We start from the raw sequence: 25,308 nt of genomic DNA on the forward strand, positions 1-25,308 counted from the left end.
TCTGGGATGCTAAAACTAATGAAAAACTTGACAAAGATAGATTTAGACAAGATCTTGGTAGCGTAAAAGTTGCTTATGAAGAAGTTTTAAGAAGAATTTTATCATAAGGACAAAGATGAAAGCTGTTGTAAATATAGCATTAAGAAGTGGGGTCCTTGACCCTGCTGGCAAAGCAGTAGAGCACGCTTTAAATTCTCTCGGATTTAGCGGCGTATCAAATGTCAGGATAGGCAAACAAATTGTTTTAGATATTGATGAGAGTGATAAAGCTAAAGCGAATGAGCAGCTAAAAGTGATGTGCGAAGAGCTTTTAGCAAATACCGTCATCGAAGACTATGAGATCGTGCTATGAAAGTAGCGATAATACTTTTTCCTGGCACAAACTGCGAAGAAGACACAGCTCACGCATTTAAATTACTTGGATGCCAAACACAGATCATTTGGCACAAAGAAGATAAGATTGATGCTGATCTAGTCGTACTTCCAGGCGGTTTTAGCTATGGAGATTATCTAAGAACAGCTGCGATAGCTAAATTTAGCCCAGCGATGCAGGCTGTAAAAGAGCATGCAAAAAAAGGCGGCTATATCTTAGGAATTTGCAATGGTTTTCAGATGCTGCTTGAGCTTGGACTCTTAAAGGGTGCGATGAGAAGAAATGAAAATTTAAATTTCGTCTCAAAATATCACCACCTAAAGGTAATCTCAAATAACAATAAATTCTTAGCAAATTTAGCCAAAAATGAAGTAGTGAATATACCTATCGCTCACGGAGAAGGTAACTACTACACCGACGAAAATACGCTAAAAAGCCTATATGACAATGAGCAAGTACTGCTGAAATATTGCGATGCTAAAGGCAACGAAATAAATCCTAATGGCTCGGTCGACAATATAGCTGGAATCTGCGATGAAAGCAAAAAGATTTTTGGTCTTATGCCTCATCCTGAGCGTGCTTGTGAGAAAATTTTAGGTACAGATGATGGCATGAAGATGCTAAAAGGTCTAGTTTGGTAAAACATTTTCTTTTTATCTCCCTACTCGTACTAAATTTATTTGCTGTAAATACCGACGAAGTAAGCGTTTTTGATATGATGGACGAAGCTAGGGAGGATAAATTTGTAAATAGCCCTACTTCAAATCCAAAAACTCAAAAACCACCAAAAGAACAAGATTTTTCAAGAAAATTTGTATCACCACAGCCAGAGCGTATCACTCCAGAGCAGATGCGAAACATCGTTCCAACAAACGAGCCAGATATTAGCGTCCCAGACAATCAAGTATATGATAAGATCAAGGTAAAAGAGCTTCTTTTAAAAGCCACAAATGTACCAAAAAATGTTGTTATAGGAGAAATTTTTAGTGTTGAGATAGTGGCTGATACACAAAATGACTTTGAGTTTGAGTTTGAGACACAGCTTGATGAAACAAATATCAAATGGCTAAATAAGAAAAATTTTCAATGGGTAAAAAGCGAAGACAACAAATATGTAGGTACTTTTTATCTTGAGGCAACAAGCATTGACGCAAAGACTTTAAAAGTTAGCTTAACCCTAAAAAGAAATGGCGAAAACTATCAAAACTCTAGCATAAATATCTTCTTGCCAAAGCTAAAAGAGCTTAGAAGCGATGAGAACTACAACCATATCGTGGCCGATAATCTTGAAGTTAAGAAATTTAAGACAACAAAATTTGATGATATAAACAATATCATGGTTGTAGAAATTTATGGTAACAACGTAGATCTAAGTGCTTTTAATATAGAAAATAAGACAATCTTAAAGCAAGGCGTAGATACGATAAATGGCGACTTTAACTCACAAAGCGCATATTATTTTGCAGTATTTAAGCCAAACAAAAAATCGCTTGACTTTAACTACTACAACCTAAAAAAGGCCAAATTTGAAAGTTTTTCTTTGCCAGTGAGTGTCGAAGATGACGATGTCAGCACACAAATCGGACTAAACCCAAAACAAAGCGAGTTTAGCACTTATAAAGATATCACGATCTACTCTTGTGCGGTAATTTTTATATTATTAGCTATTTGGCGCAGAAGACTTAGCTACTTTTTCGTAGCAACCATTTTTATAGCACTTGGAATTTATACCTACAACCCTTTTGGTAAGGCTGTTCTAAAACCAGATATTAGCGTTTCGATCTTGCCTACAAAAAACTCAACCATCTTTTATACATCCCGTAAAAATGAAAATGTAGAAATTTTAGACACAAAAGGTGACTACTCAAAAATTTTATTTGCTGATGGTAAAATTGGCTGGGTAAAAAAGGATAATCTTGTCAAAAATTAGAGCTTTATTTTTTGCTATTGAGTTTGTTATTAGCGTTGTTCTAGTCGTCTTTTTTATGTGGCTATTTAATGATAAAAATAGAGCCATAAGAAAATTTTGGGGAAGATCGCAAAGGTTTTTTGGTGGATATAAGCTTAAAGTGATAGGTAATTTTAGTGATGAAGCAAATATCTTACTTATAAACCACCAAAGCATGCTTGATATCATAGTCATAGAAGAGCTACACCCAAAAAATGTTTGCTGGATCGCAAAGGCACAGATCGGTAAAATTCCTATAATTGGTAAAATTTTAAGCTTACCAAGAATGATAGCGGTTGAACGTGAAAATAAACACTCACTTATAAAGCTTTTAAGTGAAGCAAAAGATAGAGTTGAAAATGGTCGCGTCTTAGCTATATTTCCCGAAGGAACTAGATCTCAAACCAATAAACTTTTGCCTTTTAAGGGTGGCGCAAAGATGTTAGTTGAAAAACTAAATTTAAAAGTTCAACCTATCGTTATAGTAGGAAGCGATGCGATGAAAGTAAAAGAATTTAGCTTTAAAAAAGCGGATATCAAGCTCTTTTGCCTTGATTTAGTCGATACTTCAAAAGAAAACTGGCTAGAGGCAACTAGAGAGAGTATGCAAAAAGTCCTAGACGAAAATAGAAAATAAATTTGGCTTTGCAAATTTACAAAGCCCCTACTCTATATTATTATCTATAAAAATTTGATTTTATATACTAGAAATTTTATCAATAAATTTAAAAAGGTCTAGCAAGAGCTAGACCTAAAATATTAGCTTAAGAGGTAAGCTCTCAAGTCCTAAAAACACTAAGTTTTGAATTTAATGCATCTGTCATCTTGTTTAGGTGTTCTGCTGCTGAAGCTATCTCTTCGACACTTCTAGCATTTTCAGATGAAATTTGGTTAATATTTGAGATACCTTCCATGATTTCATTTACATTTTTGCCAGTTGCGATGTAGTCTTGCATAGTCTTATCAGACATTGCTATAGCGTTATTCATTGTCTCACTCATAACATTTATAGTTTTTTCAACGTCGCTTGCCACGTGAGTTAGCTCTTGGATCTGTTTAGAGTTGATACCCATTTGCTCACTACTATCATTGATCGCTTGAACGATGACGTTAATAGTAGCATTTATCTCAGTTAAACTCTTTTGAGTCCTCTCGGCTAGCTGTCTAACTTCATCAGCAACAACAGCAAAGCCACGTCCATGCTCACCTGCTCTTGCAGCCTCGATAGCTGCGTTAAGTGCAAGCAAATTTGTCTGATCAGCTATATCATTGATAACAACAAGGACTGATTTTACCTGCTCGGCATCACGGCTAAGCTGATCGATCTTATCAGCCATTTGATTTTCTACATTAGCAGAGTCAATAATCTGCGCTGATAGTGATCTTATGGCTTCAGTTGCCGTTTTTATATGTGTGCTTGCTTTTTGAAGGTCATCTTTGCCGGCCTGAGCTACTGCTAAAGATTCTTTCATATTTTCTTGCATTACTTTACATCTTTGATTTGTCTCTTCTACTATTTCAGTTGATTTTTCTACACGTTTGCCTGTCTGAAGAGATGTAGAACTAAGCTCATTTGCAACGGAGCTATTTTCACTTGAAAGGTGCTTTGTATCACTTATTAACACTCTTATTCTTTCAATAAAATCATTTATATCTTTACTTATTTTAGCTATTTCATCTTTACCATAAATAGGAATTTTAATTGTAAAATCAGATGTTATCGCATTTAAATTTGTTCCTAGTCTATCAATAGGATTTGCAACCATCTTCTTAAGCAAGAACATCGAAACAGCTATCAAAAGTAAGGTAACTATGACGCTTGCTATGATGAAATTTTTACTAACTACTTTTAGTGGTGTTAAAAAATCATCAGTAACAGCTGAACCTAAAACCATCCAGTCTAGTTTATCAAATGACTCAAAAGCAACTATGCAGTCAACCCCATCAATTATAATAGGCTCAATACCCTTTCCTTTTTTAACAATATTATCCATAGTAGTTTTTAATTCACTACTTAGCTCTTGATTTGCCTTAGTTGGATGGAAGTCAAATTTTCCAGTTTTAGTATTGTAAAGAGAAAAATATCCATGCTTACCAAGTTTCATCTCAGAAAAAGTCTTTTTCATATTGTTTAATCCCTCGGTAGGATCATAACCAACAAATAAAATTCCTATTACCTCGTTATTTTCAATAATAGGATCATAAATACTCATATAGTTGCGTCCAAATAAATTTACAACGCCTATATACCTCTCTTTATTCATGATATTTTTATAGGCTTGACCGTTTTTGTCAATCATCGTACCAACAGCTCTACTACCATCAGCCTTCGTCACCGATGTACTAACTCTTAAAAAATTATCACCTGATTTTGCAAAAATGGTTGAAATTCCACCTTTTGTAGCTTTATTAAATTTATCTAGAATATCGTAGTTGTTGTTTAAAATACCACTTTGAGATATTAGATCTATCGCCTCGTATTTGTCAGTCTTGCTCATCTGGTGATTAGTTGAAATTTTTCCAATCATCTCTTTAAAAACACTCATTATCAGCTCTGCACTACTTACATTATCTTTTTCAAATAATTTAACCGTATTCATAGCAAGCTGGACGTTTTGTTCTACTGTTGTAAGCACACCATCTTTTATCTCGCGCTCTAAAATATTTGATGTATATACAACAAAACATGTCATAGATACTGCCAAAACCGTAGCAATCGTTGCTGAAACTTTTACCAAAATGCTTCGTAAATTCATTTTGTCTCCTTTTTCTAAAAATTTTCGTCTTGATTATAGCACCATTTTAAATAAACTTTATACAAGAATGCATAATTAATAATAATTAATAAATTATCATTATTATTTTATTCATAAACTATAACTTTTTTGAAATTATTTTAAAAAATTAATTTAAAAACCTTGATAGTAATACTATCAAGGTTAAGTATATTTTTATCACTTTGTGTTATAATCTGCCAAAAATTTTAAAACAAGGAAAGAAAAATGGCAGATAAATTTGAATTTCAAACCGAGGTCAATGACCTTTTAAATTTGATGATCCACTCTCTTTACTCAAATAAAGAGATATTTTTAAGAGAGCTCATCTCAAACTCAAATGACGCTCTTGACAAGCTAAACTATCTTTGCTTAACTGATGAAAAGTATAAAAGCTTAAGCTACACTCCAAGGATCGACATCAAAGTAGATGATAAGGCTAAGACTTTAACCATCAGCGACAATGGTATCGGCATGGATAAAGACGAGCTTATCGCAAATTTAGGCACGATAGCAAGAAGTGGCACAAAAGGTTTTATGAAAAATTTAAGCGGCAATGCCAAAAAAGATAGCTCGCTGATCGGTCAGTTTGGTGTTGGCTTTTACTCAGCATTTATGGTGGCAAACAAGATCGAGGTCATAAGCAAACGAGCACTTAGCGACAAAGCCTATAAATGGACATCTGATGCAAAAAGCTATGAGATCGAAGACACCCAAAAAGATAGCTTTGGAACGGACATCATCTTACATTTAAATGACGATGAGTTTGCAAATTCTTGGCGTATCGAAGAGATAGTCAAGAAGTATTCAAATCACATTCCTTATCCTATATTTATGGATAAACAAAGCTATGTCGCTCCAAAAGAAGGCGAAAAAGAAGGCACATATGAGACTAAAAATGAGCAAATAAACAAGGCAAATGCGCTTTGGAGGCTAAACAAAGCTAGCCTTAAAGAGCAAGATTATAACGACTTTTATAAGCAAATTTCTCACGATAGCAGCGACCCGCTCCTTTACATCCACACAAAAGCTGAGGGTAAGATCGAGTACTCAACTCTATTTTATGCGCCAAGCACCGAGCCATTTGATCTATTTAGAGTTGATTACCAAAGTGGCGTGAAGCTCTATGTGAAAAGAGTTTTCATCACAGATGATGCAAAAGAGCTTTTGCCGCCATATTTAAGATTTATCAAAGGCGTAATCGATGTTGAAGACTTGCCACTAAACGTTAGCCGTGAAATTTTACAAGAAAATGCGATCATGAGAAGTGTCAAAGAGCAAAGCGTGAAGAAAATTTTAAGCGAGCTTGCAAAGTTAAAAGATAACGACCGCGAAAAATACATAAAATTTTACAAACTATTTGGCAAGGTTTTAAAAGAGGGGCTTTATGGATTTAACGCTGAAAAAGAGCAAATTTTAGATCTTTGCCTATTTAAAAGTTCAAAAAGAGATGGACTAATCAGCCTAAAAGAGTACAAAGAAGCGATGAAAGAGGATCAAAAGTCGATCTACTACATCAGCGGTAACAATGAAAATATGCTAAGAAATTCTCCGCTTCTTGAGAGCTTTAAGAAAAATGATATTGAGGTTCTTATTATGGATGAAGAGATCGATACGATCGTTATGCCAATGGTCAATGAATTTGACAAAACACCTCTAAAATCAGTCTCACACGCTGATATAAATGATGAGATCAAAAGCGGTGAGAAGGTCGATGAGAGCAAGGTTGCAAACACGCTTGTTAAAATGAAAGAAATTTTAAAAGATGAAGTCAAAGATGTAAGACTAAGCTCAAGACTCTCAAGCTCGGCTGCGGTGCTAATTTACGATAAAAACGATCCTGATTACGCTATGCAAGAGATGCTAAAACAAATGGGACAAGGCGTAAATGCTCCAAAAGTTAAACCGATCTTGGAGATCAACGCTGATCATGAAATCTTTGCAAAACTTGAGAAAAATGAGGCGATGGTTTATGACATAGCGCCTTTGCTTCTTGATATGGCAAGGCTAAATGAGGGCATGAGCCTAGAAAATCCTGCTAAATTTTCAGAGCTATTAACGAAAGTCATGTTAAAAGCTATCTAAATTTATAAAGCCCAAGAGAAATTTTGGGCTTTAACCTGCTTCTATAAATTTAAATTTCTTATAATAAATCGACCTGTACGCCATCTTGGATCTCAAGAAAGACGGTGTGTCTTGTGTTTATTGTATTTCCATTGATGGTTTCTTGGCGATTAAATGTCGCTTTATATACTTGATTTACTGCGTCACCCTCACTTGTAACATCTACCTTGTTGTACATGTCACCGACAACGCTATGTTTTCTATTTAGCGTAGCAACATCAGCTTTTGTAGCTTTTACAAAGTCATGCGTGAGCTGTACTAGGTCCTTGCTGTCGCCTATTACTTTTAGAACTGTATTTACGCTCTCACTAGCTGCACTATTGCTTGCATCCCTTGTGTTTCTGCTATCAATAATATCAAAGACACCATCTGGGCTAAATTTTATAGATACCGCCTGATCGGCACTTCCTAGCTGGATCTTTTCAAAGTTATTTATCTTTTTAACGTTATCTAAATTTGAAAAATCCACATCATCAACGACTATCAGAGTATCCACGCCGCCTCTGCCATCTATCATTCTACCCTTACTATAAACAAAAGCATCGTCTAGGTTGCCACCTTTTATATCGCCCTCTTGTCTTAGATATACTAGATCGCCAAAATTTGATTCGCCGTATTTACTAGCGTCACTTAGCTCGTAAGAATTTGTAGTCCCTATCTTTTTTAAATGTCCATTTTGAATAAGTGCTTCAACATAATTATTACTAAATAGATGCGTGCCGCTACCTTGTGCTCCAACTAGCATAGATGAAGGATATGGATCTTGGGGGCCATAAGTATTTGCTACACTTTTTGGAAGCATATATAAAGATAAGTTCATCTCACCAGTTCCGTCCATATACTCCATATCAAGTTTATAAAAACCAGCTTTATCAAATGTAAAATCTCTACTCCACCACTGGCCATTTTTACCATATGATGCTTCGGTAGCTGGGTTTATATATGTTGTTGGACTTCCAAATTTTTGTGTCGTTCCATTTATAGTAAGCTCTGCATAGTTATGCAAGTCTGCTGCTCTTACAGAGTATATTCCAGGTGCACTTACATATATCCAGCCATTCATCTTCATAACAAGATCAGATCCAACAGGATTTGACTCACCAAGAGTATAATTGCCGGATCTACCTTTTAAAACACCATTTGCAAAGCCTATGTTATCACCAGTGCCAGCAGCAGTATCGACACCATTTCTAAATTTCTTTGGTGCATATGGATTAGATGCATCGTATAAGGCACTATCTCCATGTCTACCAACTCTAGCTAAATCCTCTGCATGCATATTTCCTTGATTAGACAAAGTCTTATAGTGTGTTCCTGAAGCAAACTGCACAACATCATAGGTAGTAGAGGCACTTGGGGAATAAATTTCCATATAGTCTTTATAAATAGACTTACCTCCTCGCGTACTATAAACACCAGAATTGTTACCAACTCTAGCTCTCCATGACGGATCTACGTAGTTGTAAAACCACATATCAGCATCAAGACCGCTGTTGCCAATAAATGTAACAGTGCTAATAGATACGTTTCCTGCGGCGTCAGAATTTTTTATCATAAAATTTGCCCCAGTGCTATTGGCTGATAGGGCAAAATTTTCAGAATAGCTATGTGTATTATCAAGAGACGAGCTTTTGTGAACAGAATTTAGCAAGTCATAAAGATCAACTTTATTTATGGTATTTTTATTAAGAGTGTTGTTACCATTTGAGTCGGTTCCGATACTGCCTGAAATATCTACACTAGTAACATTAGACGTGGCATTTGGTGTAGCTATCGCATCTGGAGTAGCATCAAGATCGACTCGAACCAAGAGATCATCATCTTTTGTTTCATCACTCTTTAAAACAGTCGCTCTAATATTTGAATATCTTTCATCTAGCTTTATCCCAAGCGCTTCAAAATCCATATTTACACGCTTGTCCGCACCTACAACTAGGTCTATATAGTTTTGTCCGTTTGGTAAAATTTTAGCATTACCATGATCATCTTCAAGAGCTAAACGAAGCTTGGTTCCAGGAGTACGGTCTACACCAAAGACTATATTTGGCTGCTCATCATTAGTAAGCGAAATATTGTACTCTTTTATAGTTTTGCTCTCATTATCAAAGTTATTTTTCTGAATAACTTTTTCATTATCTCCTGCCCTTAAGTATTTTGCGATATTTATAACTCCTCCATCTATCTGCGTGGCAAGCTTTACATCGTCAATATACTCTAAAATTCCAAAGTCAAACAATCTACCACGGATACCATCAGTCGTTGTAGCCTCGCCAGGTGTTGTGATAGTCGCTCTAACCGGCGTAGAATGATCCATAGAAATAGGAACGTCTGGTATGCTAAATTTACCACCAGCTATTGGAAGCGGTGCTGAACCATCACTTGGTATGGCTGTTAATCCATCGTCGCTTATGATATATTTGACAGTTGTTGTAACAGATGGTATGGTAGGAGTTGATATCGTGACATTTATGCTGCTTCCTGGTTTTGTATTATTAGGTAGATAGATATCAAGATCGCTTTGAGTAGATGACGAGCCAGAAGGAGTTGTGATACTATCTATCAGTCCATCACCATCATTATCCCTTGCAAACTGCACCTTTATGCTATTATCTAGAGTTATCTTGTCTGTGACTGGGGCCGCTTTATTGCCAGCTTTGTCAGTAAATGTAGTTGTAAAATTTGTCGTAAGCCCATAAAGCCTTGTGGTGGTCTCTATAGTGCCATTATTTACACTGATAGGCACACCATCATCTCTCGTGACACTATATACACCAGACGCGTTTTGAGAAATTTTAATAGTGATTTTATCTGTTTTACCGTCACTTCCTGCGATATCTATCTCAAATTTATCACCATCTTTTGCATCGTTTGGAATTTTTATCTTTATCGGTGTCTTTACGCCATCAGGGCTAAAGCCACTCTCCTTGCTGGTTAGAACACCATCTTTATCGCTATCTTTTGCAAACTGTACATGCGGGGATTTAATAGGTGCAACTGTATCGCTTGAAATTTCACTCACGCTTGAAGCTTTTGGGGTGCCAGTCGTGCCATCAATGATCGTCGTACTTAGCCTTTTTATGCTTGGATCGCTCGAGTTTGTTGGATCAGCAATTGTAATCTTGCCATTTTCTATAGGGATAATCTCTGTGCCGCCATCAAGCGTAGCGGTAAGTCCGTCAGATGAGATGGTATATGTCTTTGTTACGCTTGTTGGTGTACTAGCTGGATCATCAACTTTGATACGGATCTTATCGCCAGCTGTAGCATTGTTTGGCACATAAATATCTATCATCAAGGCTGTGCCACCACTTTTTGCGAGCTCGGCTAAATTTATCATGCCATCTTTATTCTCATCAAGTGTAAAAACAGCGATTGGGTCGTTATTGTTTGCTATGGTTATGGTTTCAGTTGCACCTGGATTACCCGACTTACTTATCATTTGGATATTTACATTTGTTGGAGTTGAAGATGAAATTTTAACCGCATTTGCTAGGTTAAAACCGACATTTCCACCACTTTCACTTGTAAGCGGATAGCTCTCACTGCTCTCTTTATCTACAAGCATATTACCAGATGTTTTAACCAGCACTTTTTCATGTAAAGTTCCGTCAGGATCAGTGGTAGTTAGTTTTATCTTATCGCCTATTTTCATATTTGGTGATAAGATGACCTTTGCATCATCACTTGGTGTGCTAATTGCTGGATTAAAGCTATTTTCGCTTGCATCTATGACGCCATCTCGGTTTAAATCTTTACCCAAAACTACCTTTTTAAAAGCAAGAGTTGGAGTGATAGTATCAACACTTGTGGCTATATTTGCCACAGATGAATTAGTGCCATTTGCTAGAGTGATACTAGAATTTACACTAAATGTAGCATTTGGAGCGACAGTGACACTTGAAATGATAAATTCTTTTTGCTCTGGGTTTATAGCATTTGGCACAATAGGTAAAATTTCACTTGGATTATTTATATTTATCACGCTTGTACCAGCTTGATCAACTTTATAAACAAGCATAGTCTTTACACCGTTATTTATGACTTCTAATGTCACTTTATCATTTGGTTTGAAGTCATTATTAAAAGCAACCGCTATACTTGTATGGTTTGGATCACCACCTGCTTCTGCAATATTTATATAGCCGTCGCCATCAATATCTTTTAAAATTCTAACACTTGGTGCTGCAATAACCGGAGCGATCTCTTTTTGCTCTACCGCTGCTACCGCACCGCTAATAGACCTATGTGCCAATGCCGACTCTTTTAATATGACTGGCAGTACAACCGCACCACCATCAACACTAATAATATTTGAGATATGACCTTGTGTATCAAAATTTAAACCATTTATGCTTGCAAAGCTACTACCGTGGTTTGAGCCATGAGAACTATGACTTGCGTTATGAGGGCTGTAGTCTTCGCCTTTGTTTTTTGTTTCTTCATTCTCAACAAGAAAATTTCTCTTATCTTCTTCTATCTGGGCTTCGCTGCCTTGCGTATTGAAATTTACTTTTGATAGCTCTTTTGTGATGACGATAGTTTGGGGCTCAAGTAGCGCAATAGGCGAAGCGTGATAGAAATTTATAACGACTGTATCACCGCTGCTTTGTGTTATGATCTCGTCGCCTAAAAATATCTCATCTCCCTGTTTTAGTGTGATCAACTTTCCATTGCGTTTTACAAATACTTTTCCACTTATTTTTGCGACTATACCAACGTTTTGCATATTTAGTCCTTTAAATTTAATAATCAATCCATTTAAAATTTCACGCGATTATAGCTAAAAAATATTTTATATAAATAAAAGAATTTACATAATAAATTTTATTATTTTTGACCCATTTTTATATTAAAAAATAAATTAAAATTTTTATAAAATGCCAAATTTGCTTTGTTTGTAATAGAAAAATAAATTTTAAGAATTTCCCACGCCAAAAGACGTGGGGTAAAATTTACGCTATCTTGGTAGCGTCGATGATGTTTAGATCAAGTCCAAGATCTTCAACAGATAGTCCAAGTGCAAGACCTACAAGCTGAGATAGGTGAATGATTGGCTTTCTCACATTTGAGTGGTTTTCATCTTGATATCTCTCTTGGTAGATGTCAAGTTGCATTTGGCAAAGTGGACATGGTGTGACAACTACGTCAGCGCCGTTTTCATCGGCATTATTTACGATCTGGCTTGACATTTTCCTTACAGATGTGCCAGCTGGGTAGCTAGCGTGGAAACCACAGCAGTCAAGTCTTTTTTCAAATGGCACGATAGTAGCACCAAGTGCGCCTACAACGGTTTCAAAGCTCTTTGGATTGACTGAGCTTTCCCTGTTATGAATATCTTTTTCAGGTCTTAGGCTATGACAGCCGTAAAATAGCGCTACTTTTAGCCCACTAAGTGGCTTAACAACCTTTGCTCTTAGCGTTTCTACGTTTTGATAAAGCACCCAAAGAAGGCTTGTGATCTCGGTTGAGCCATTATATTTCATATTGCCCTCAGCCAAGAAAGTATTTATGCGGTCCTTTGCACCCTTATCAAGCGTAGTTTTAGCTCTTGTTAAAGTTAGCATACAAGTTGAGCATGTCGTAAGCATCGGCATATTCATCTGTTCAGCAAGCGCTATGTTTCTAGCATTTGCCACAAGCGTAGCGATAGGATCGACGTCTTGTGCTTGTTGGGCACCACAACAGCTCCAGCCCTTTATCTCGTGAAGCTTCCAGCCAAGTATCGGAGCGATAGCCTCAAGCGACATCTTAGCCTCTTTAGCTGCTTGAGAGAGTACGCATCCTGGGAAAAAAGCGAATTCGTTTTGCATAATTACTCCTTACTAGCAGCTTTGCGAGCCGCATTTATCATTTTTACTAGATCATCATGTCCTTCTATATCCTCTTCGCCGAAAATATGAAGCGGATTCATCTTACCTGCAAGCATTAAATTTGCAGCGATATCCATTTTGCCCATATTTTTAAACACTCCCTCAGAGCGAAGCGCAAGCTTGATCTCATTTAGTCTGCCTGAGCCATCAACTAGATCGGTTAAGAACGCCTCAGCGTGATCTGGCCCCATGCCATCATCAAAGCCTTTTTGTATAGCCATAATGCGAAGATCAGTTATGTCTTTGCATGCGCTTATGCCTTTTGGACAGCGATCAGCGCACTCTTGGCATTTTACACACATCCAAAGGCCATTATCGATAGCTGGTTTTAGGTGCGGCATAGGATCTTTACTACGTGAGTCAAAGGCCGCTCTATAAGCATGAACAAATACAAATGGCTGCATATAATCGCTCGCATCAGCTTCAAGTTTATTACACTCACTAGCGCACGCCCCGCAAAGTATGCAGTCCCATTCAAGTGCTACTTTTTCGTACTCTTTTTGACTTTGCTTACAGCCTTTTTCTGCGCTAAATTCTGACTTAGCTGTGATGCTAGGCCTAATCTTGCGTAAATTTTCGATACTTGGCTCCCAGTCCACCATAAGATCAGAGATAACTCTGAAATTTCCAAGTGGAGAAATTCTTATGCTCTCTGGGTTATCATACTCAGCCAAAAGCTCGTTCATCTTCGTATCGCAAGCTAGGTATGAGTGGCCATTTACTCTAACAGCACACGCTCCACATATCGCCGAGCGGCAAGATGCTGTGAAATTTAGCGTCGCATCCTTTTTTTGTTTGATATCAAGAAGCACTGTTAAAAGAGTTTTACCTTTGATCTCTTCATTTGTTAGCTCATAAGTTGATTCATATTTTTTAGTTCCGTCAAAACGGTCGATAATAATTTTCATCCTAGCTCCTTACTCTGGCTTCTTGCCGTCAAGTGAAAATATGCCTGTCACAACGTCTTTGTAGCTAAGTTCAAGCTTGCCGTCTTTTAGTGTGACTATGCTGTGTTTTAAGAAATTTACATCATCTCTTTTTGGATAGTCTTCTCTTGTGTGAGCGCCACGGCTTTCAAGACGATTTTGCGCTGCAAGGCATGCTGCACGAGAAAGAAGTATAAGGTTGCCAAGCTCGACATAGTCAGTAAATGCTGTGTTCATGACTGGGTTTTGATTTGGCACTTTGAGGGTGTCATATTTTGCTTGGATAGCTTCTAAATTTTTAGAGAGCTGATCAAGTTTTGCACCAGTTCTAAAGATACCCATTAGATCCCAGTTGTTTTTACCAAGCTCTTCACGAAGTGCGTACATATCATTTACGCCGCCCTCGCCTGTTGCGATAGATTTAAATTTATCCTGCCACATTTTTGCTAGCTCAGAAGTCTTTTTGCCGCTTGCAAATTTTGCATTTTGAGCGTAAGCGCCAGCACCCTTGCCAGCTAGATCGCCAGTTACAACTGCGTCAGTTAAGCTGTTTCCACCAAGGCGGTTTGCACCGTGGATAGATACGCATGAAGCCTCACCACCTACGTAAATTCCAGGAATTTTTGTGCTCATATCATCAAATTTAGCTACCTCTATACCGCCCATTGAGTAGTGAGCTGTTGGGCGGATAGGCACTGGTTGCTCGATTAGATCGATATTTTGGAAAAGCATAGCAGTGTGGCGAATTTTTGGAAGCTTTTTCATAATAGTATCTTTGCCAAGGTGGCGAACGTCACAAAGCACATAAGCGCTCATACCCTCGCCAAAGCCTCTGCCTTCACGAATTTCTGTCTCGATCGCACGAGCAACGACGTCACGAGGAGCTAGCTCCATCTTTTCGTGATAGTTTTTCATAAAGCGCTCACCCTTGTTATTTAACAAGTATCCGCCCTCGCCACGAGCAGCTTCTGTGATTAGTGTGCCACCATTTTGAACGCCAGTTGGGTGAAACTGAAGCATCTCAGGGTCTTCAAAACCAAGACCCGCTTTAAGCGCAGCAGCGATGCCATCACCAGTTGCTATAAATGGAACTGATGTACGGTTATAGAAAATTCTAGTGTATCCGCCAGTTGCGATAACAAGAGATTTGCAAAGAACTGGGTAAATTTGACCATCTTGGATATTGCGAAGAACGACGCCTTCGACCTTGCCGTCCTCAAGACCGATCTCAAGCAGCTCATGATCCATTAAAAATTTAACGCCAGCTGTGATAGCGTCATCAAGACAAGCGTGCATCAAAATGTGACCAGTTTTATCAGCTGCATAGTTACAGCGTTTTTTGCTAGCGCCACCCATGAAACGAAATGCCACGTCGCCGTTATCTTTACGGGACACGTCGCCATTATCTATACGAGAAAAGAGCATACCATTGTGATCTAGCTCATGTATGACTGCGCCTGCTGCCTCGCAAAATTTCATAACTGCATCTTGATCGGCAAGATAAGCCGCACCTTTAACTGTGTCATAAGCGTGAAGCTTGAAGCTATCGCCATTACTAAAGTCAGTAACGCCGTTTATTCCACCCTCTGCCATACAGGTCGCATTACGTGATGGCATCATCTTTGTAGCAACAACGACGGTTGAGTTTGGATATTGCTTGCGAACGGCTGTTGCTGCACGAAGTCCGGCACCACCAGAACCGATTATTAGCACATCAACAGATGGCAAGCCACTTTCATTGCCTTTTGGCAACTCACCAGCAAAAACATTGGTCGCACCAGCTGTTGTAGCTAGCGCACCTACGCTGATACAGGCACTTTGTAGAAATTCTCTTCTGGTAAATTTTTCACTCATTGATAACTTCCTATCTTAGTAAATTTTTAGCGTTTAAAACGCACCGCCAGTTCATTTCTTAATATTTTTTAAAACGACTACATTAATTAAATAATTAATAATGAAACATTACATTAAATTTACTTAAAAGAAACATAAAGATTTATTTTAGATTAAGAAATGAGAGCTGATATTAAAATCAAAAAGGATAGAATGGGCTTTTAAAGGTAGTTTATATAAATTTAGCGGTAAAAATTTTATAAGATATATAAAAATTTCTACCGATTTGAAGTTTATTTTTATTTTTGAGTTTTTAAGCTTTAAAAGCTCTTTTTTAGGATATTAGAAAAATAAATTTACTTTTATACTTAAATAAATATATTAAATATAATAAATAACATTATTTTTGTCCTATTATCAAAATCCACCCTTTGGGTGCAAAATTTCTTTTAGCTCGCCATCACTTAGCTTGTAGTTATAAAATCTCTCGTAAAACTCTCTTGTTTTTTGCTCTAAATTTAGATCGCTAAATTGCTCTGGGTAAAATGTCTTAGCCAGCCAAAGCGGATAAAGCGCACCTTCGGCACTTCTTACACTCCAAAGATAAACGCCACTTGGCACTACAAAAATTTCTCCATTTTGCACAGCTTTTAGCTTGGCAAATGATGCGTTTTTAGCGATAGCATCGGCACTTTTTTTGTGAATTTGTGATGATGATGTCTGGATTAAAGATGATAACTTGCTCTTCATTTATCGCTTTTGAAATTTTAAAATCACCATCGCTTAGCTCTGAGCTTAAATTTATGCCGCCAGCTACGCTAATATACTCAGCGCCGATATCTTTTGAGCTAATGGTGCTAAAGTTTCCTGAGCTATAGTTAAGCACCAAAACTCTCTTTTTTGGCATTAAATTTGCTGTTTTTTGGCTTACAAATTTTATATTCTCGTTAAAATAGTCATTAAACTCACGCGCCCTTTTTACGCTCTTTTTGCCCCAAATTTCAGCGATCTTGCTAAAGCTATCTTGTATCTCTTTGATGCTTTGAAATTTATCTATCTTCACAACCGCGATGCCAGCGCTCTCTAGCTGAGCCTTGCTATTTTCATCAAACATCATGCCAACTGACCCAAAAACAACTTGCGTTTTTGACGCGATAATAGTCTCGACGCTGCTACTTAGCATGCCACTTTTGTTGTTGTTACTCTTTATATTTGGAAAAATTTTTGACATAAGTGGAGGCAGTTTTGGCGCACCGCTAATTATATGATCCTCGTTACCAAGCATCGCAGAGACTTGCACAAAAGCCCCTATCAAAGGTGTCGCACGCTCGATCACATCAGGTACTTCTACTTTTTTATCGTCGCTATCAAGCACCACTCTTGCTTGCAAACTAACAAGCAAAAAAGCCAAAAGTAAAATTTTCTTAAACATATTTTCTCCTTTCAATCCACCATCACGCAAGAGTAATGCTCGCGCTCATCGATGATATTTTTCACTACTCGTATATCTACGCCGTAAATTTTCTTTAAATTTTCGCCATTCATCACCTCACTAGCCTTGCCGTAGATGTAGTTTTTATCACGCCCAAGCATCGCGACCTTTGCATTTAGATAAAAGACCTGCTCTGGCTGATGTGAGGTTAGGATGATGATGTAGCCTTGCTTTGCGAGCTTTTTTATCTCTTTTAAAACTCGCATTTGATTACCAAAGTCTAAATTTGCTGTTGGCTCGTCAAGTAGCATCACCTTTGAGCGTTGCGCTAAAGCCCTAGCTATCAGCACCATTTGCCGCTCGCCGCCACTTAGATCGGTGTAAATTTTATCTTTAAAACTCTCTAAATTTAGCGTCTTTAACGCATCTAGTGCTATCTTCTCATCCTCTTTGCTAGGGCGCTCAAATATACCAAGCCTTGCATTTGCACTCATCATCACCACGTCAAAAACGCTAAAGGCAAATGGCGGTGTGTGAGCTTGCGGGACGTAGCTTATAAAGCTTGCTCGCTCTTTCTCGCTCATCTTTAGCGCGTCTTTGCCGTCTATTAAAATTTCTCCCCCAAGTGGCTTTAAAAAGCCAAGTATCGTCTTAAACGTCGTCGTTTTGCCAACGCCATTGCTACCAAGCAGGCAAAAGATGTTGCCATCTTGTAAATTTGCATTGAAATTTTCTATAATGACCTTTTTGTCGTAGCCACAGTTTAAATTTTTTATCTCAAATTTCACGCAAAACCCTTTTTGCTCTTATAGAGCAGATAGACAAAAAGAGGTGCGCCAACTAGCGAAGTGATGACGCCAAGCGGGATCTCGCTTGCCATTAGGCTACGTGAAGTGGTATCAACTATAAGCAAAAATAGCCCTCCGCCAAGCAGCGAAGCTGGAAAGAGCGTGATGAAATTTGCCCCCACGACAAAGCGCATGATGTGAGGGATGACGAGCCCCACCCAGCCAACGATACCGCAAAATGAGACGCAAGTAGCGGTTAGAAGCGTTGAAGCGATGATGATTATGATGTTATAAAATTTCACATTTAGCCCCATCGCCCTAGCCTCTTCTTCGCCAAAACTAAGTGTATTTAGCTTATAACGAAGCATGAAAAGTGGCACAAGACAGATTATAACTACGCAAAAAAGTAGAGCTAAATTTTTATATCCGCCGCTTCTTGCTAGGCTTCCCATCAGCCAAAAAGTAACTTCTGGTAGCTTATCTTCGCTGTCAGCTAGAAATTTTATAAGCGAGCTAAGCGCTCCAAAAAGAGATGAGATGACGATGCCAGTTAGCACCATCACGAGTAAATTTAGCCTGCCCTTTGCGATGACGCTACTTATAAAAACGACGGCAAAAACAGCAAAAAGACCGCAAGCAAATGCGCTAAGCTGCACGCCTATGTAGTTAAAATTTAAGATGATAGCCACGCTCGCTCCCACAGCTGCGCCACTTGAGACGCCAAGGATGTCAGGCGAGACTAAAGGATTTTTAAAAAGACCTTGATAAACAGCTCCAGAGCTAGCAAGCGCTGCACCGATAAGGACGGCAAAAAGCACCCTTGGCAAGCGAATGAGCGTAAAGACCGTATATCCTTGCTCGTCGCTTGGCTGCTCATTTAAAATGGCTGATCTTATAAACTCAAAAATTTGAGCGTAGCTTATCTCGTAGCGTCCGATACCTAATGAAAAAAAGAGCACCAGCAAAAGAAGCGCAAATAATGCGAAAATGATCTTTTGGCTACTCAAATTTCATCTCCCGCACGTCCCACCAGATAAGATAGCTTTTTGTCTCTCTTTTAAATTTAAAGCCGCTTTTGGTCTTTGTGAGGTAGCTTTTTACATTTTCTTTGTAAATTTCTTCTTTTTCAGGCGCGATCTCACCGACAAATCTAAAATAAAAAAACGCCTCTTCAAGGCTAGCAAAATCCCTCTCATAAATGGTGTCGATTATCTTTAAATTTGGATTTGCCCCCATGTCGTAGGCGATATTAAAGATAAAGTTGTAGCCAAATCTCCTGTCGCTAAAACCTGCCTCTTTTTCATCTTTTATCCCTTTTAAGAAGTCTTGCCAGATATCTTTTAGGCTCGGATGATCTGGCAAAAACGAGGTCATCACGACATATTTTTTAGCAAATCTGCAAAGCTTTTTTATATCAAAAAGCCCAACCGAGCGTGATGCTAGCACAATATCGTGTTTTGGTAAGTCTTTTATGCTTTGCTCATCACTCCAGTCTTTTTGGATGAAATTTATATTTTTTACCCCAGCCTCTTTTGCATTTTTCTTGGCATATTCAAGCATTTTTGCAAACAAATCTAGCGCGCTAACGCTCTTTGCTAGCTTTGCAAGTGGCACGCTAAGCCTTGCTGGACCACATCCCACGTCAAGCACACTGTCATCTTTTGTGATAGGTAAATTTGAGAGTAAATTTAGCGTAGAAGCCGTCTCCATGCCGGTCATCTCGTTATACATATCTGCGTAATCATCCCAGTTTACGCCACCATCTTTGCCTTTTACCTTTTGCAAAGTAGGCAAAAACACACGCTCCAAAATCGCTTGATAATCAACCAGCCCTTGCATCTTTTCTCCCTTTGGTTATTTAAATCTGCCCTACGAAAAGGACAAATTTAAAGAGCCTAAAGCCAAAATAAATTTGGCTTTGGTTTTTAGAATTTAACCTGAGCTGAAAGCATGAAGGTTCTGCTTTGTCCTAAGAAAAGTGAAGTTCCGCGTCCAGCAACTGCACCATCCACATCAGATGGAAACATTCCTGCCCAGTATTTTTTGTCAAAGAGGTTATTTATGTCAAATCTTATAGTTGTCTCTTTGCCTAACCAAGCTTTTGTAGTGTATCTAGCTCCAACATCTGTTGTGAAGTAGCCATTTACGCTATGAGCGTTGGCATTGTCGATGTAGCGTTTGCCTGTGTAGTGGAAATTTGTTGTAAATGCAAGTTTGTTTGTGCTAGGAACTGCGTAGTCAAACAAGACATTTGCTTGAAATTTTGGCTCACCAATAACCGTTTTGCCTTCAGATACGCCATCTTTAGCATTTTTTATCTTAGCATCAAGAAGTGTAAAACCACCACCATACATACTTAAAGTATCAACAAGCTTTCCACCAGTAGTTAGCTCAAAGCCGCGGTTTCTTTGTGTGCCTTGAATTTTATACTCTGCACTTGCTCCATTTCCAAATAGGTATGCTACTGGACGTTTGATCTCAAAGATCGCAGCTGATAGATCAAGCTCACCTAGTCTTGCTTTTGCACCGATCTCATATTGTTTACTTCTAATAGGCTCTACTGTTAAAGTCTCGCCTGCTCTAGGTCCTCTTCTAAAAGTATAAGTTGATTGTTCATTTGAGATACTATCTGCATAAGTAGCATAAAGGCTTACGTTTTCAACTGGCTTATAGACAAGGCTTACACCGTAGTTAAAGCCACTTTTATCATAGTTTTTCTCTTTAGATGGATCTAGCTTATAGCTTATAAACCAGCTTCTTGAAACTGATAAGATAGTGCTGAAGTAGTCATTAAATTTAATATCATCAACAACAGAAATATTTTTCATATCACTACTACTACTTTTATATCTACCGCTTCCTTTTTTACATGTGGATCGTTAAAGATTCTTGGGTTATACAAATTTGACGTGCCAAGATTTGCTCCACCGCCACTATTTCTAGCACTATAAATAGTCCAACGATATCCATTTGTAGCTACGGCAAAATTATGCGCTAGAGGACCTGTTTCAAAATTTGTCAAACCTTTTAAAAACCAGCTGTCTACATCAAATCTACCAGATGCGCCACTGCCACCACTTTTAGTAACTTCATAATCTCCATTTTGATTTAAGAATTTTCCATCGGTGCCATACATATCTCTGATAGCCTTTTGCCACTGATAGCCACCTTCAAAATACCAGTTCTCTGTTGGGGCGTATTTTAGTTTCACACTAGCTGTTGTTGTTTTAAGGTGATTGCCACCAAAAGACTGCTCAAGTCCTCTTTTAGTATCTTTTACAGGGCTTGGCACATCAAAGTCTGCAACTCCGTTTGTTAGCGGCATGCTAAATCCACCTGGCATACCTGAGTTTTTATGCTCATAGTGGCTAAAGTTTGTCTCAAGTGTTAAATTCTCTGTAAGGTAAAAATCAAGTCCAAGTGAGGCTAGACGACGAGAAAATTTACTATCTTTAGCATTTTTTTCACCGCCTAAGTAGTAAAAGACGCCTCTATATCCAACTTTTTCAAATTTATTTGAAGTATCAAGTCCGACGCCTAAATTTGACCTTGAGCTGTAATCAGTCCAGATTATATTTTGAAGTGGGACTGGGCGCTTGCGAGAGTAGAGGAAATATCCAGAAGGCGTAGCACCGCCATAAAGTGAGCCAGCAAGTCCATTTTGGATTTGCAAACTCTCAAACATAGCCATAGGTATAGCTGTGATTGATGAAGCATAAAAGCCGTCCCAAAGGACGTTACCTACGACTGAGCCTTGAAAGCCACGAGTTTGCGGACGACCAACATCGCCACCGCCACGATATTGAATTTGTGCTAAAGGGAAGTACCTAACTGCATCTTCAAAACCTTGAACACCTTGGTTATCAAGAACCTCTTTTGAGATCGTATTTACTTGATAAGGCATATCTATAACTTTTTTATCAGCCAAAGGACCAGCGGCTACTCTTTTGTTTAAAATTCCCTCATCGATACCACTCTCGCTGATGTTATCACCGACTGAATTTACTTCAATGCCCTCAAGCTTTGTCGTTTGCACAGCAAAAACTTGACTTAAAAAACCACTGCACATCAAAAGTGTAGCACATGTTGCAACTGAGATTTTGTAACTCAATTTTTACTCCTTTTACAAAAATTTTACGTCTGAAATGTTACTAAAACAAATCTTAAATATAATTTATTAATTTATTAAATATTTAAAAATACATTTTATTTAATAAAGCTAAAATAAGGCATCATAAGAACGATTTTTAAAAAATTTCATAGCTTTGGCAAGATAAATAAATACTATAAATATAATCTTTTATATCGATAAGTGATGCTTAAAATTTTAAGAAAAGTAATAATTGATAAAAATATAACGAAGGCTAATTTTTTTATTTTTAGTAGAAATTTTGGCTAAAAATTAGCCAAAATTTATTTTAAAAGCTCTTTTGCGTATTTTAGACCTAGCTCGTAAGCTTTAGCATTTGCCTCTTTGACCTTAGCTGGCACGCTTGCTAGCATCTCTTCACGCACTAAATTTTCATCCATGCACCCACTTATCGCCACAGCCACACCAAGGGCTACAACGCTTTGAGTGATGACGTTACCAACCTCGTCTTTTGCGATAGAGATGATAGGAATTTCATAAATTTTCCAGCGCTTTTTATCCTCATCGCTCACTTTTACCAAATTTGGCTCGACAACGATCGCACCGCCCTCTTTTACACCACTTTTAAAGGCATCGTAGCTTATCTGAGCGGTTGCTAGCATAAATTCTATCTCGCCCTCGTTTGCATAAGGGTATAAAATCTCTTTCTCATCAAGTATAATATCAACCTTTGTTGGGCCGCCACGCACCTGAGATGTGTAGGTAGAGGCCTTGACGCCGTATCCGCCTGCTTTTATCCTAGCAGCTGAGAGGATCTCGCCTGCTAGTATGACGCCCTGTCCGCCAACGCCGACAAATCTTAATTGTGACTTCATACTAGCTCCTCAAAATTTATCGCTTCACCATTCATAGCAGCCTTTCTTACCATGTCGTAAGCTTTGGTGTATTCGATCTTTTCTTCATCTTTATGAAGCACGCCAAGTGGGAAAATGCCCTTTTTTTCTTCGTCACTTAGCATGTCAAATTTGACCTTGCTCGTCGTGCGACCCTTTATCCACTCTAAATTTTTCACTGCCTCGCCCATTTTGTTCTTGCGGCCTAAATTTATATGGCAGTTTGAAAATACATCAAAAAAGCTGTATCCATCGTGGCTAAAGCCCTCCACAAAGAGCTTTGTAAGCTTCTCTGGCTCGATAACGCTACCACGCGCGACAAAGCTAGCACCTGCGGCGGTTGCAAGCTTACAGGCATCAAAGCTAGGATCGATGTTGCCATACTGCGCTGTGACCGTCCACATGCCCTTTGGTGTGGTTGGGCTGGTTTGAGAGTTGGTTAGCGCATAGATGAAGTTGTTTATTAGGATGTGATTTAGCCCGATATTTCGGCGACATCCGTGTATCGTGTGATTGCCTCCGATCGCTAGTCCGTCGCCATCGCCAGTTACTACGATGACGTGCTTGTCTGGGTTTGCCATCTTTACGCCAGTTGCGTAAGCTACGGCTCTGCCGTGAGTTGTGTGGATGGTGTTGCAGTCGAGGTATCCACTAAAGCGGCCAGAGCAGCCTATGCCTGAGACTACGCAAACGTCGTTCATATCCCAGCCCATGGTGTCGATAGCGCGGATGAGTGCCTTTAGTATGACGCCATCGCCACAGCCCCAGCACCAAAGAGTAGGCATTTTATCTGTTCGTAAATATTTATCGTAATTAAAAGCCATAAATTTCTCCTATCTTCGCCTCGATCTCGCTTGGGCTTATTGGTCTGCCGTTTGCTTTTAGCAGTTTTGCAAAGTCATCTCTTAATATGATCTTTGAAATTTCGCCACTATACTGACCTAAATTTAGCTCGCAGACTAAAATTTTCTTAAATTTATTTGATATCTCTTTTAGCTTTTTAGCTGGAGCTGGAAAAAGTGTGAGTGGCTTAAATAGCCCTACTTTTAGCCCTTTTTCGCGTAAATTTAATATCGCTTGCTTAGCTGAAAGCGCCACACTACCAAAGGCGATGATGCAAATTTCAGCGTCATTTAGCATAAACTCTTCAAATTTCTCGCACTCATTAGTGTGTAAATTTATCTTATCAAATAGCCTATTCATAGAGTATTCAACGATCTTACCATCTTCTGTTGGAAAGCCAGTTACTCCGTGATGAAGCCCAGTGATATGGTAGTGATAGCCCTTAAAGAAAGGATTTAGCGTGGCTGGCTCATCTGCTGCGGCCTCGTAAGGTTTATACTCTTTTGGCTCACCAATAAATTCTTTTCTTTTATAAATTTCTAGCTCGCCAATCTCAGGCAAACGCACCCTTGCTTGCATGTGTCCTATCGTCTCATCAAGTAGCAGCATAACCGGCGTCATAAACCTAGCTGCGAGGTTAAACGCACGCACGGTCTGCGTATAGCACTCCTCTAGGCTACTAGGGGCCAAAACTATCATATTTACATCGCCGTGAGTTGGGTTTTTAGCCTGCAAGATATCACCTTGTGCGACGCGGGTAGGCAGACCAGTTGATGGGCCGCCACGCATTACGTTTACGATGACAAGCGGTATCTCAGCGATAAAGCCAAGGCCTATTTGCTCAGCCTTTAGTGAAATTCCTGGACCTGAGCTAGCAGTCATCGCCTTAGCGCCACTCGCACTTGCGCCAATAGAAACTGAAATCCCAGCTATCTCATCTTCCATTTGTATAAATGTACCGCCATGTTTTGGCAAAAGCACGCTTAGCTCGTGGGCGATCTCACTACTTGGAGTGATCGGATATCCGCCAAAGAAGTTACAGCCGCACTCGACCGCAGCCCTTGCTACTAGGGCATTTCCAGTTGATACTAGCTCTCTCATGCGCTCTCTCCAAGCTTTGCAAATTTATTTGCCTTTACGGCCGCAGCTCGCTCTTTACTTTCTGGCGTTAGCTTTGCAAATTTAAAGCCTTTTTCAGCCACATAAATAGCAAAATCAGGACAGTGAAGCTCGCAGTCGCGACAGCCTATACATGAGTCAGCATAGACGACCTCTATCATCTTACCAAGCACCGCTTTTGGCTCAAGTCTCATCGCTAGTACGCCTGCTGGGCAGTAGCTCACGCAGACATCACAGGCTTTACACCTGCTCTCATCGACCCAAACAGGTACGTTTTCTTTTATTATCATCTATA

General features: G+C 38.8%; 21 protein-coding genes and 2 pseudogenes. 6 read left to right on the forward strand and 17 right to left on the reverse strand.

Annotated elements, in window-relative coordinates:
- The 5 genes from A3854_RS09455 to A3854_RS02045 form a co-directional block, all read left to right on the forward strand.
- Positions 1–107, forward strand: a 107-nt coding sequence (locus A3854_RS09455; protein ID WP_374057393.1) for a phosphoribosylaminoimidazolesuccinocarboxamide synthase, incomplete at its 5' end; no start/stop codon positions are given.
- A gap of 8 nt (positions 108–115) precedes the next feature.
- A complete protein-coding gene (gene purS / locus A3854_RS02030) occupies positions 116–352 on the forward strand; it encodes a phosphoribosylformylglycinamidine synthase subunit PurS (RefSeq protein WP_021091323.1) in 237 nt (78 codons plus the stop codon).
- Complete coding sequence (purQ, locus tag A3854_RS02035; RefSeq protein WP_084041110.1) at positions 349–1,014, forward strand: phosphoribosylformylglycinamidine synthase I; 666 nt, start codon at positions 349–351, stop codon at positions 1,012–1,014. The genes purS and purQ overlap by 4 nt, the downstream gene beginning before the upstream one ends.
- Entirely contained in the window at positions 1,008–2,303 is a 1,296-nt protein-coding gene (locus A3854_RS02040) for an SH3 domain-containing protein (protein WP_084041111.1), read from the forward strand. Before purQ ends, A3854_RS02040 begins: the two co-directional genes overlap by 7 nt.
- Positions 2,284–2,958 carry a lysophospholipid acyltransferase family protein gene (locus A3854_RS02045; protein WP_257639861.1) on the forward strand — a complete coding sequence of 225 codons (675 nt, stop codon included), beginning with the start codon at positions 2,284–2,286 and terminating at the stop codon, positions 2,956–2,958. The genes A3854_RS02040 and A3854_RS02045 overlap by 20 nt, the downstream gene beginning before the upstream one ends.
- A 142-nt stretch (positions 2,959–3,100) precedes the next feature.
- Here A3854_RS02045 and A3854_RS09975 read toward each other — a convergent pair.
- Positions 3,101–4,153, reverse strand: a pseudogene (locus A3854_RS09975) (methyl-accepting chemotaxis protein); the annotation flags it as partial.
- Between the two features lie 27 nt (positions 4,154–4,180).
- A pseudogene (locus tag A3854_RS09980) lies at positions 4,181–5,077 on the reverse strand (Cache 3/Cache 2 fusion domain-containing protein); the annotation flags it as partial.
- A 246-nt stretch (positions 5,078–5,323) separates the two neighbouring features.
- On the opposite strand from A3854_RS09980, the gene htpG reads away from it, so the two are divergent.
- Positions 5,324–7,180 (forward strand): molecular chaperone HtpG, encoded by a 1,857-nt coding sequence (htpG, locus tag A3854_RS02055; protein ID WP_084041114.1) that lies wholly within the window; start codon positions 5,324–5,326, stop codon positions 7,178–7,180.
- Between the two features lie 58 nt (positions 7,181–7,238).
- On the opposite strand, the gene A3854_RS02060 is transcribed toward htpG, so the two are convergent.
- The 15 genes from A3854_RS02060 to A3854_RS02120 all read right to left on the reverse strand — a co-directional run bounded on the left by A3854_RS02060 (position 7,239) and on the right by A3854_RS02120 (position 25,303).
- On the reverse strand, positions 7,239–11,945 hold the full coding sequence (locus A3854_RS02060; RefSeq protein WP_084041115.1) for a hypothetical protein: 4,707 nt from the start codon (positions 11,943–11,945) through the stop codon (positions 7,239–7,241).
- A gap of 226 nt (positions 11,946–12,171) precedes the next feature.
- Positions 12,172–13,029, reverse strand: a complete 858-nt coding sequence (gene sdhE, locus A3854_RS02065) for an 8-methylmenaquinol:fumarate reductase membrane anchor subunit (protein WP_084041116.1) — start codon at positions 13,027–13,029, stop codon at positions 12,172–12,174.
- 2 nt (positions 13,030–13,031) lie between these two features.
- Positions 13,032–13,997 carry an 8-methylmenaquinol:fumarate reductase iron-sulfur subunit gene (gene sdhB, locus A3854_RS02070; protein WP_054196659.1) on the reverse strand — a complete coding sequence of 322 codons (966 nt, stop codon included), beginning with the start codon at positions 13,995–13,997 and terminating at the stop codon, positions 13,032–13,034.
- A gap of 9 nt (positions 13,998–14,006) precedes the next feature.
- Entirely contained in the window at positions 14,007–15,869 is a 1,863-nt protein-coding gene (sdhA, locus tag A3854_RS02075) for an 8-methylmenaquinol:fumarate reductase flavoprotein subunit (RefSeq protein WP_084041117.1), read from the reverse strand.
- A gap of 396 nt (positions 15,870–16,265) precedes the next feature.
- On the reverse strand, positions 16,266–16,598 hold the full coding sequence (locus A3854_RS09740; RefSeq protein WP_257639857.1) for a hypothetical protein: 333 nt from the start codon (positions 16,596–16,598) through the stop codon (positions 16,266–16,268).
- Positions 16,522–17,280, reverse strand: coding sequence for an ABC transporter substrate-binding protein (locus A3854_RS02080; RefSeq protein ID WP_257639858.1), 759 nt, complete (start codon positions 17,278–17,280; stop codon positions 16,522–16,524). Before A3854_RS02080 ends, A3854_RS09740 begins: the two co-directional genes overlap by 77 nt.
- An 11-nt stretch (positions 17,281–17,291) precedes the next feature.
- Positions 17,292–18,068: an ABC transporter ATP-binding protein gene (locus tag A3854_RS02085; RefSeq protein ID WP_084041118.1), complete on the reverse strand. Its 777-nt coding sequence runs from the start codon at positions 18,066–18,068 to the stop codon at positions 17,292–17,294.
- Positions 18,065–19,075 (reverse strand): FecCD family ABC transporter permease, encoded by a 1,011-nt coding sequence (locus tag A3854_RS02090; RefSeq protein WP_084041119.1) that lies wholly within the window; start codon positions 19,073–19,075, stop codon positions 18,065–18,067. Before A3854_RS02090 ends, A3854_RS02085 begins: the two co-directional genes overlap by 4 nt.
- Positions 19,068–19,907, reverse strand: coding sequence for a class I SAM-dependent methyltransferase (locus tag A3854_RS02095; protein ID WP_084041120.1), 840 nt, complete (start codon positions 19,905–19,907; stop codon positions 19,068–19,070). Before A3854_RS02095 ends, A3854_RS02090 begins: the two co-directional genes overlap by 8 nt.
- Before the next feature lie 86 nt (positions 19,908–19,993).
- Positions 19,994–20,896 (reverse strand): TonB-dependent receptor, encoded by a 903-nt coding sequence (locus A3854_RS09745; RefSeq protein WP_257639859.1) that lies wholly within the window; start codon positions 20,894–20,896, stop codon positions 19,994–19,996.
- On the reverse strand, positions 20,893–22,179 hold the full coding sequence (locus A3854_RS09750) for a TonB-dependent receptor plug domain-containing protein (RefSeq protein ID WP_257639860.1): 1,287 nt from the start codon (positions 22,177–22,179) through the stop codon (positions 20,893–20,895). The genes A3854_RS09745 and A3854_RS09750 overlap by 4 nt, the downstream gene beginning before the upstream one ends.
- Before the next feature lie 302 nt (positions 22,180–22,481).
- Positions 22,482–23,033: a 2-oxoacid:acceptor oxidoreductase family protein gene (locus A3854_RS02105; protein WP_084041121.1), complete on the reverse strand. Its 552-nt coding sequence runs from the start codon at positions 23,031–23,033 to the stop codon at positions 22,482–22,484.
- The gene (locus A3854_RS02110; protein ID WP_084041122.1) at positions 23,030–23,875 is read right to left on the reverse strand and encodes a 2-oxoglutarate ferredoxin oxidoreductase subunit beta; all 846 of its coding nucleotides are present in this window, start codon (positions 23,873–23,875) and stop codon (positions 23,030–23,032) included. The genes A3854_RS02105 and A3854_RS02110 overlap by 4 nt, the downstream gene beginning before the upstream one ends.
- A complete protein-coding gene (locus tag A3854_RS02115; protein ID WP_084041123.1) occupies positions 23,865–24,995 on the reverse strand; it encodes a 2-oxoglutarate synthase subunit alpha in 1,131 nt (376 codons plus the stop codon). The genes A3854_RS02110 and A3854_RS02115 overlap by 11 nt, the downstream gene beginning before the upstream one ends.
- The gene (locus A3854_RS02120; RefSeq protein WP_021091402.1) at positions 24,992–25,303 is read right to left on the reverse strand and encodes a 4Fe-4S dicluster domain-containing protein; all 312 of its coding nucleotides are present in this window, start codon (positions 25,301–25,303) and stop codon (positions 24,992–24,994) included. Before A3854_RS02120 ends, A3854_RS02115 begins: the two co-directional genes overlap by 4 nt.
- Between the last annotated feature and the right edge of the window lie 5 nt (positions 25,304–25,308).

It is taken from the genome of Campylobacter concisus (genome assembly GCF_002092845.1).
GTDB classification, from domain to species: Bacteria; Campylobacterota; Campylobacteria; order Campylobacterales; family Campylobacteraceae; genus Campylobacter_A; species Campylobacter_A concisus_AQ.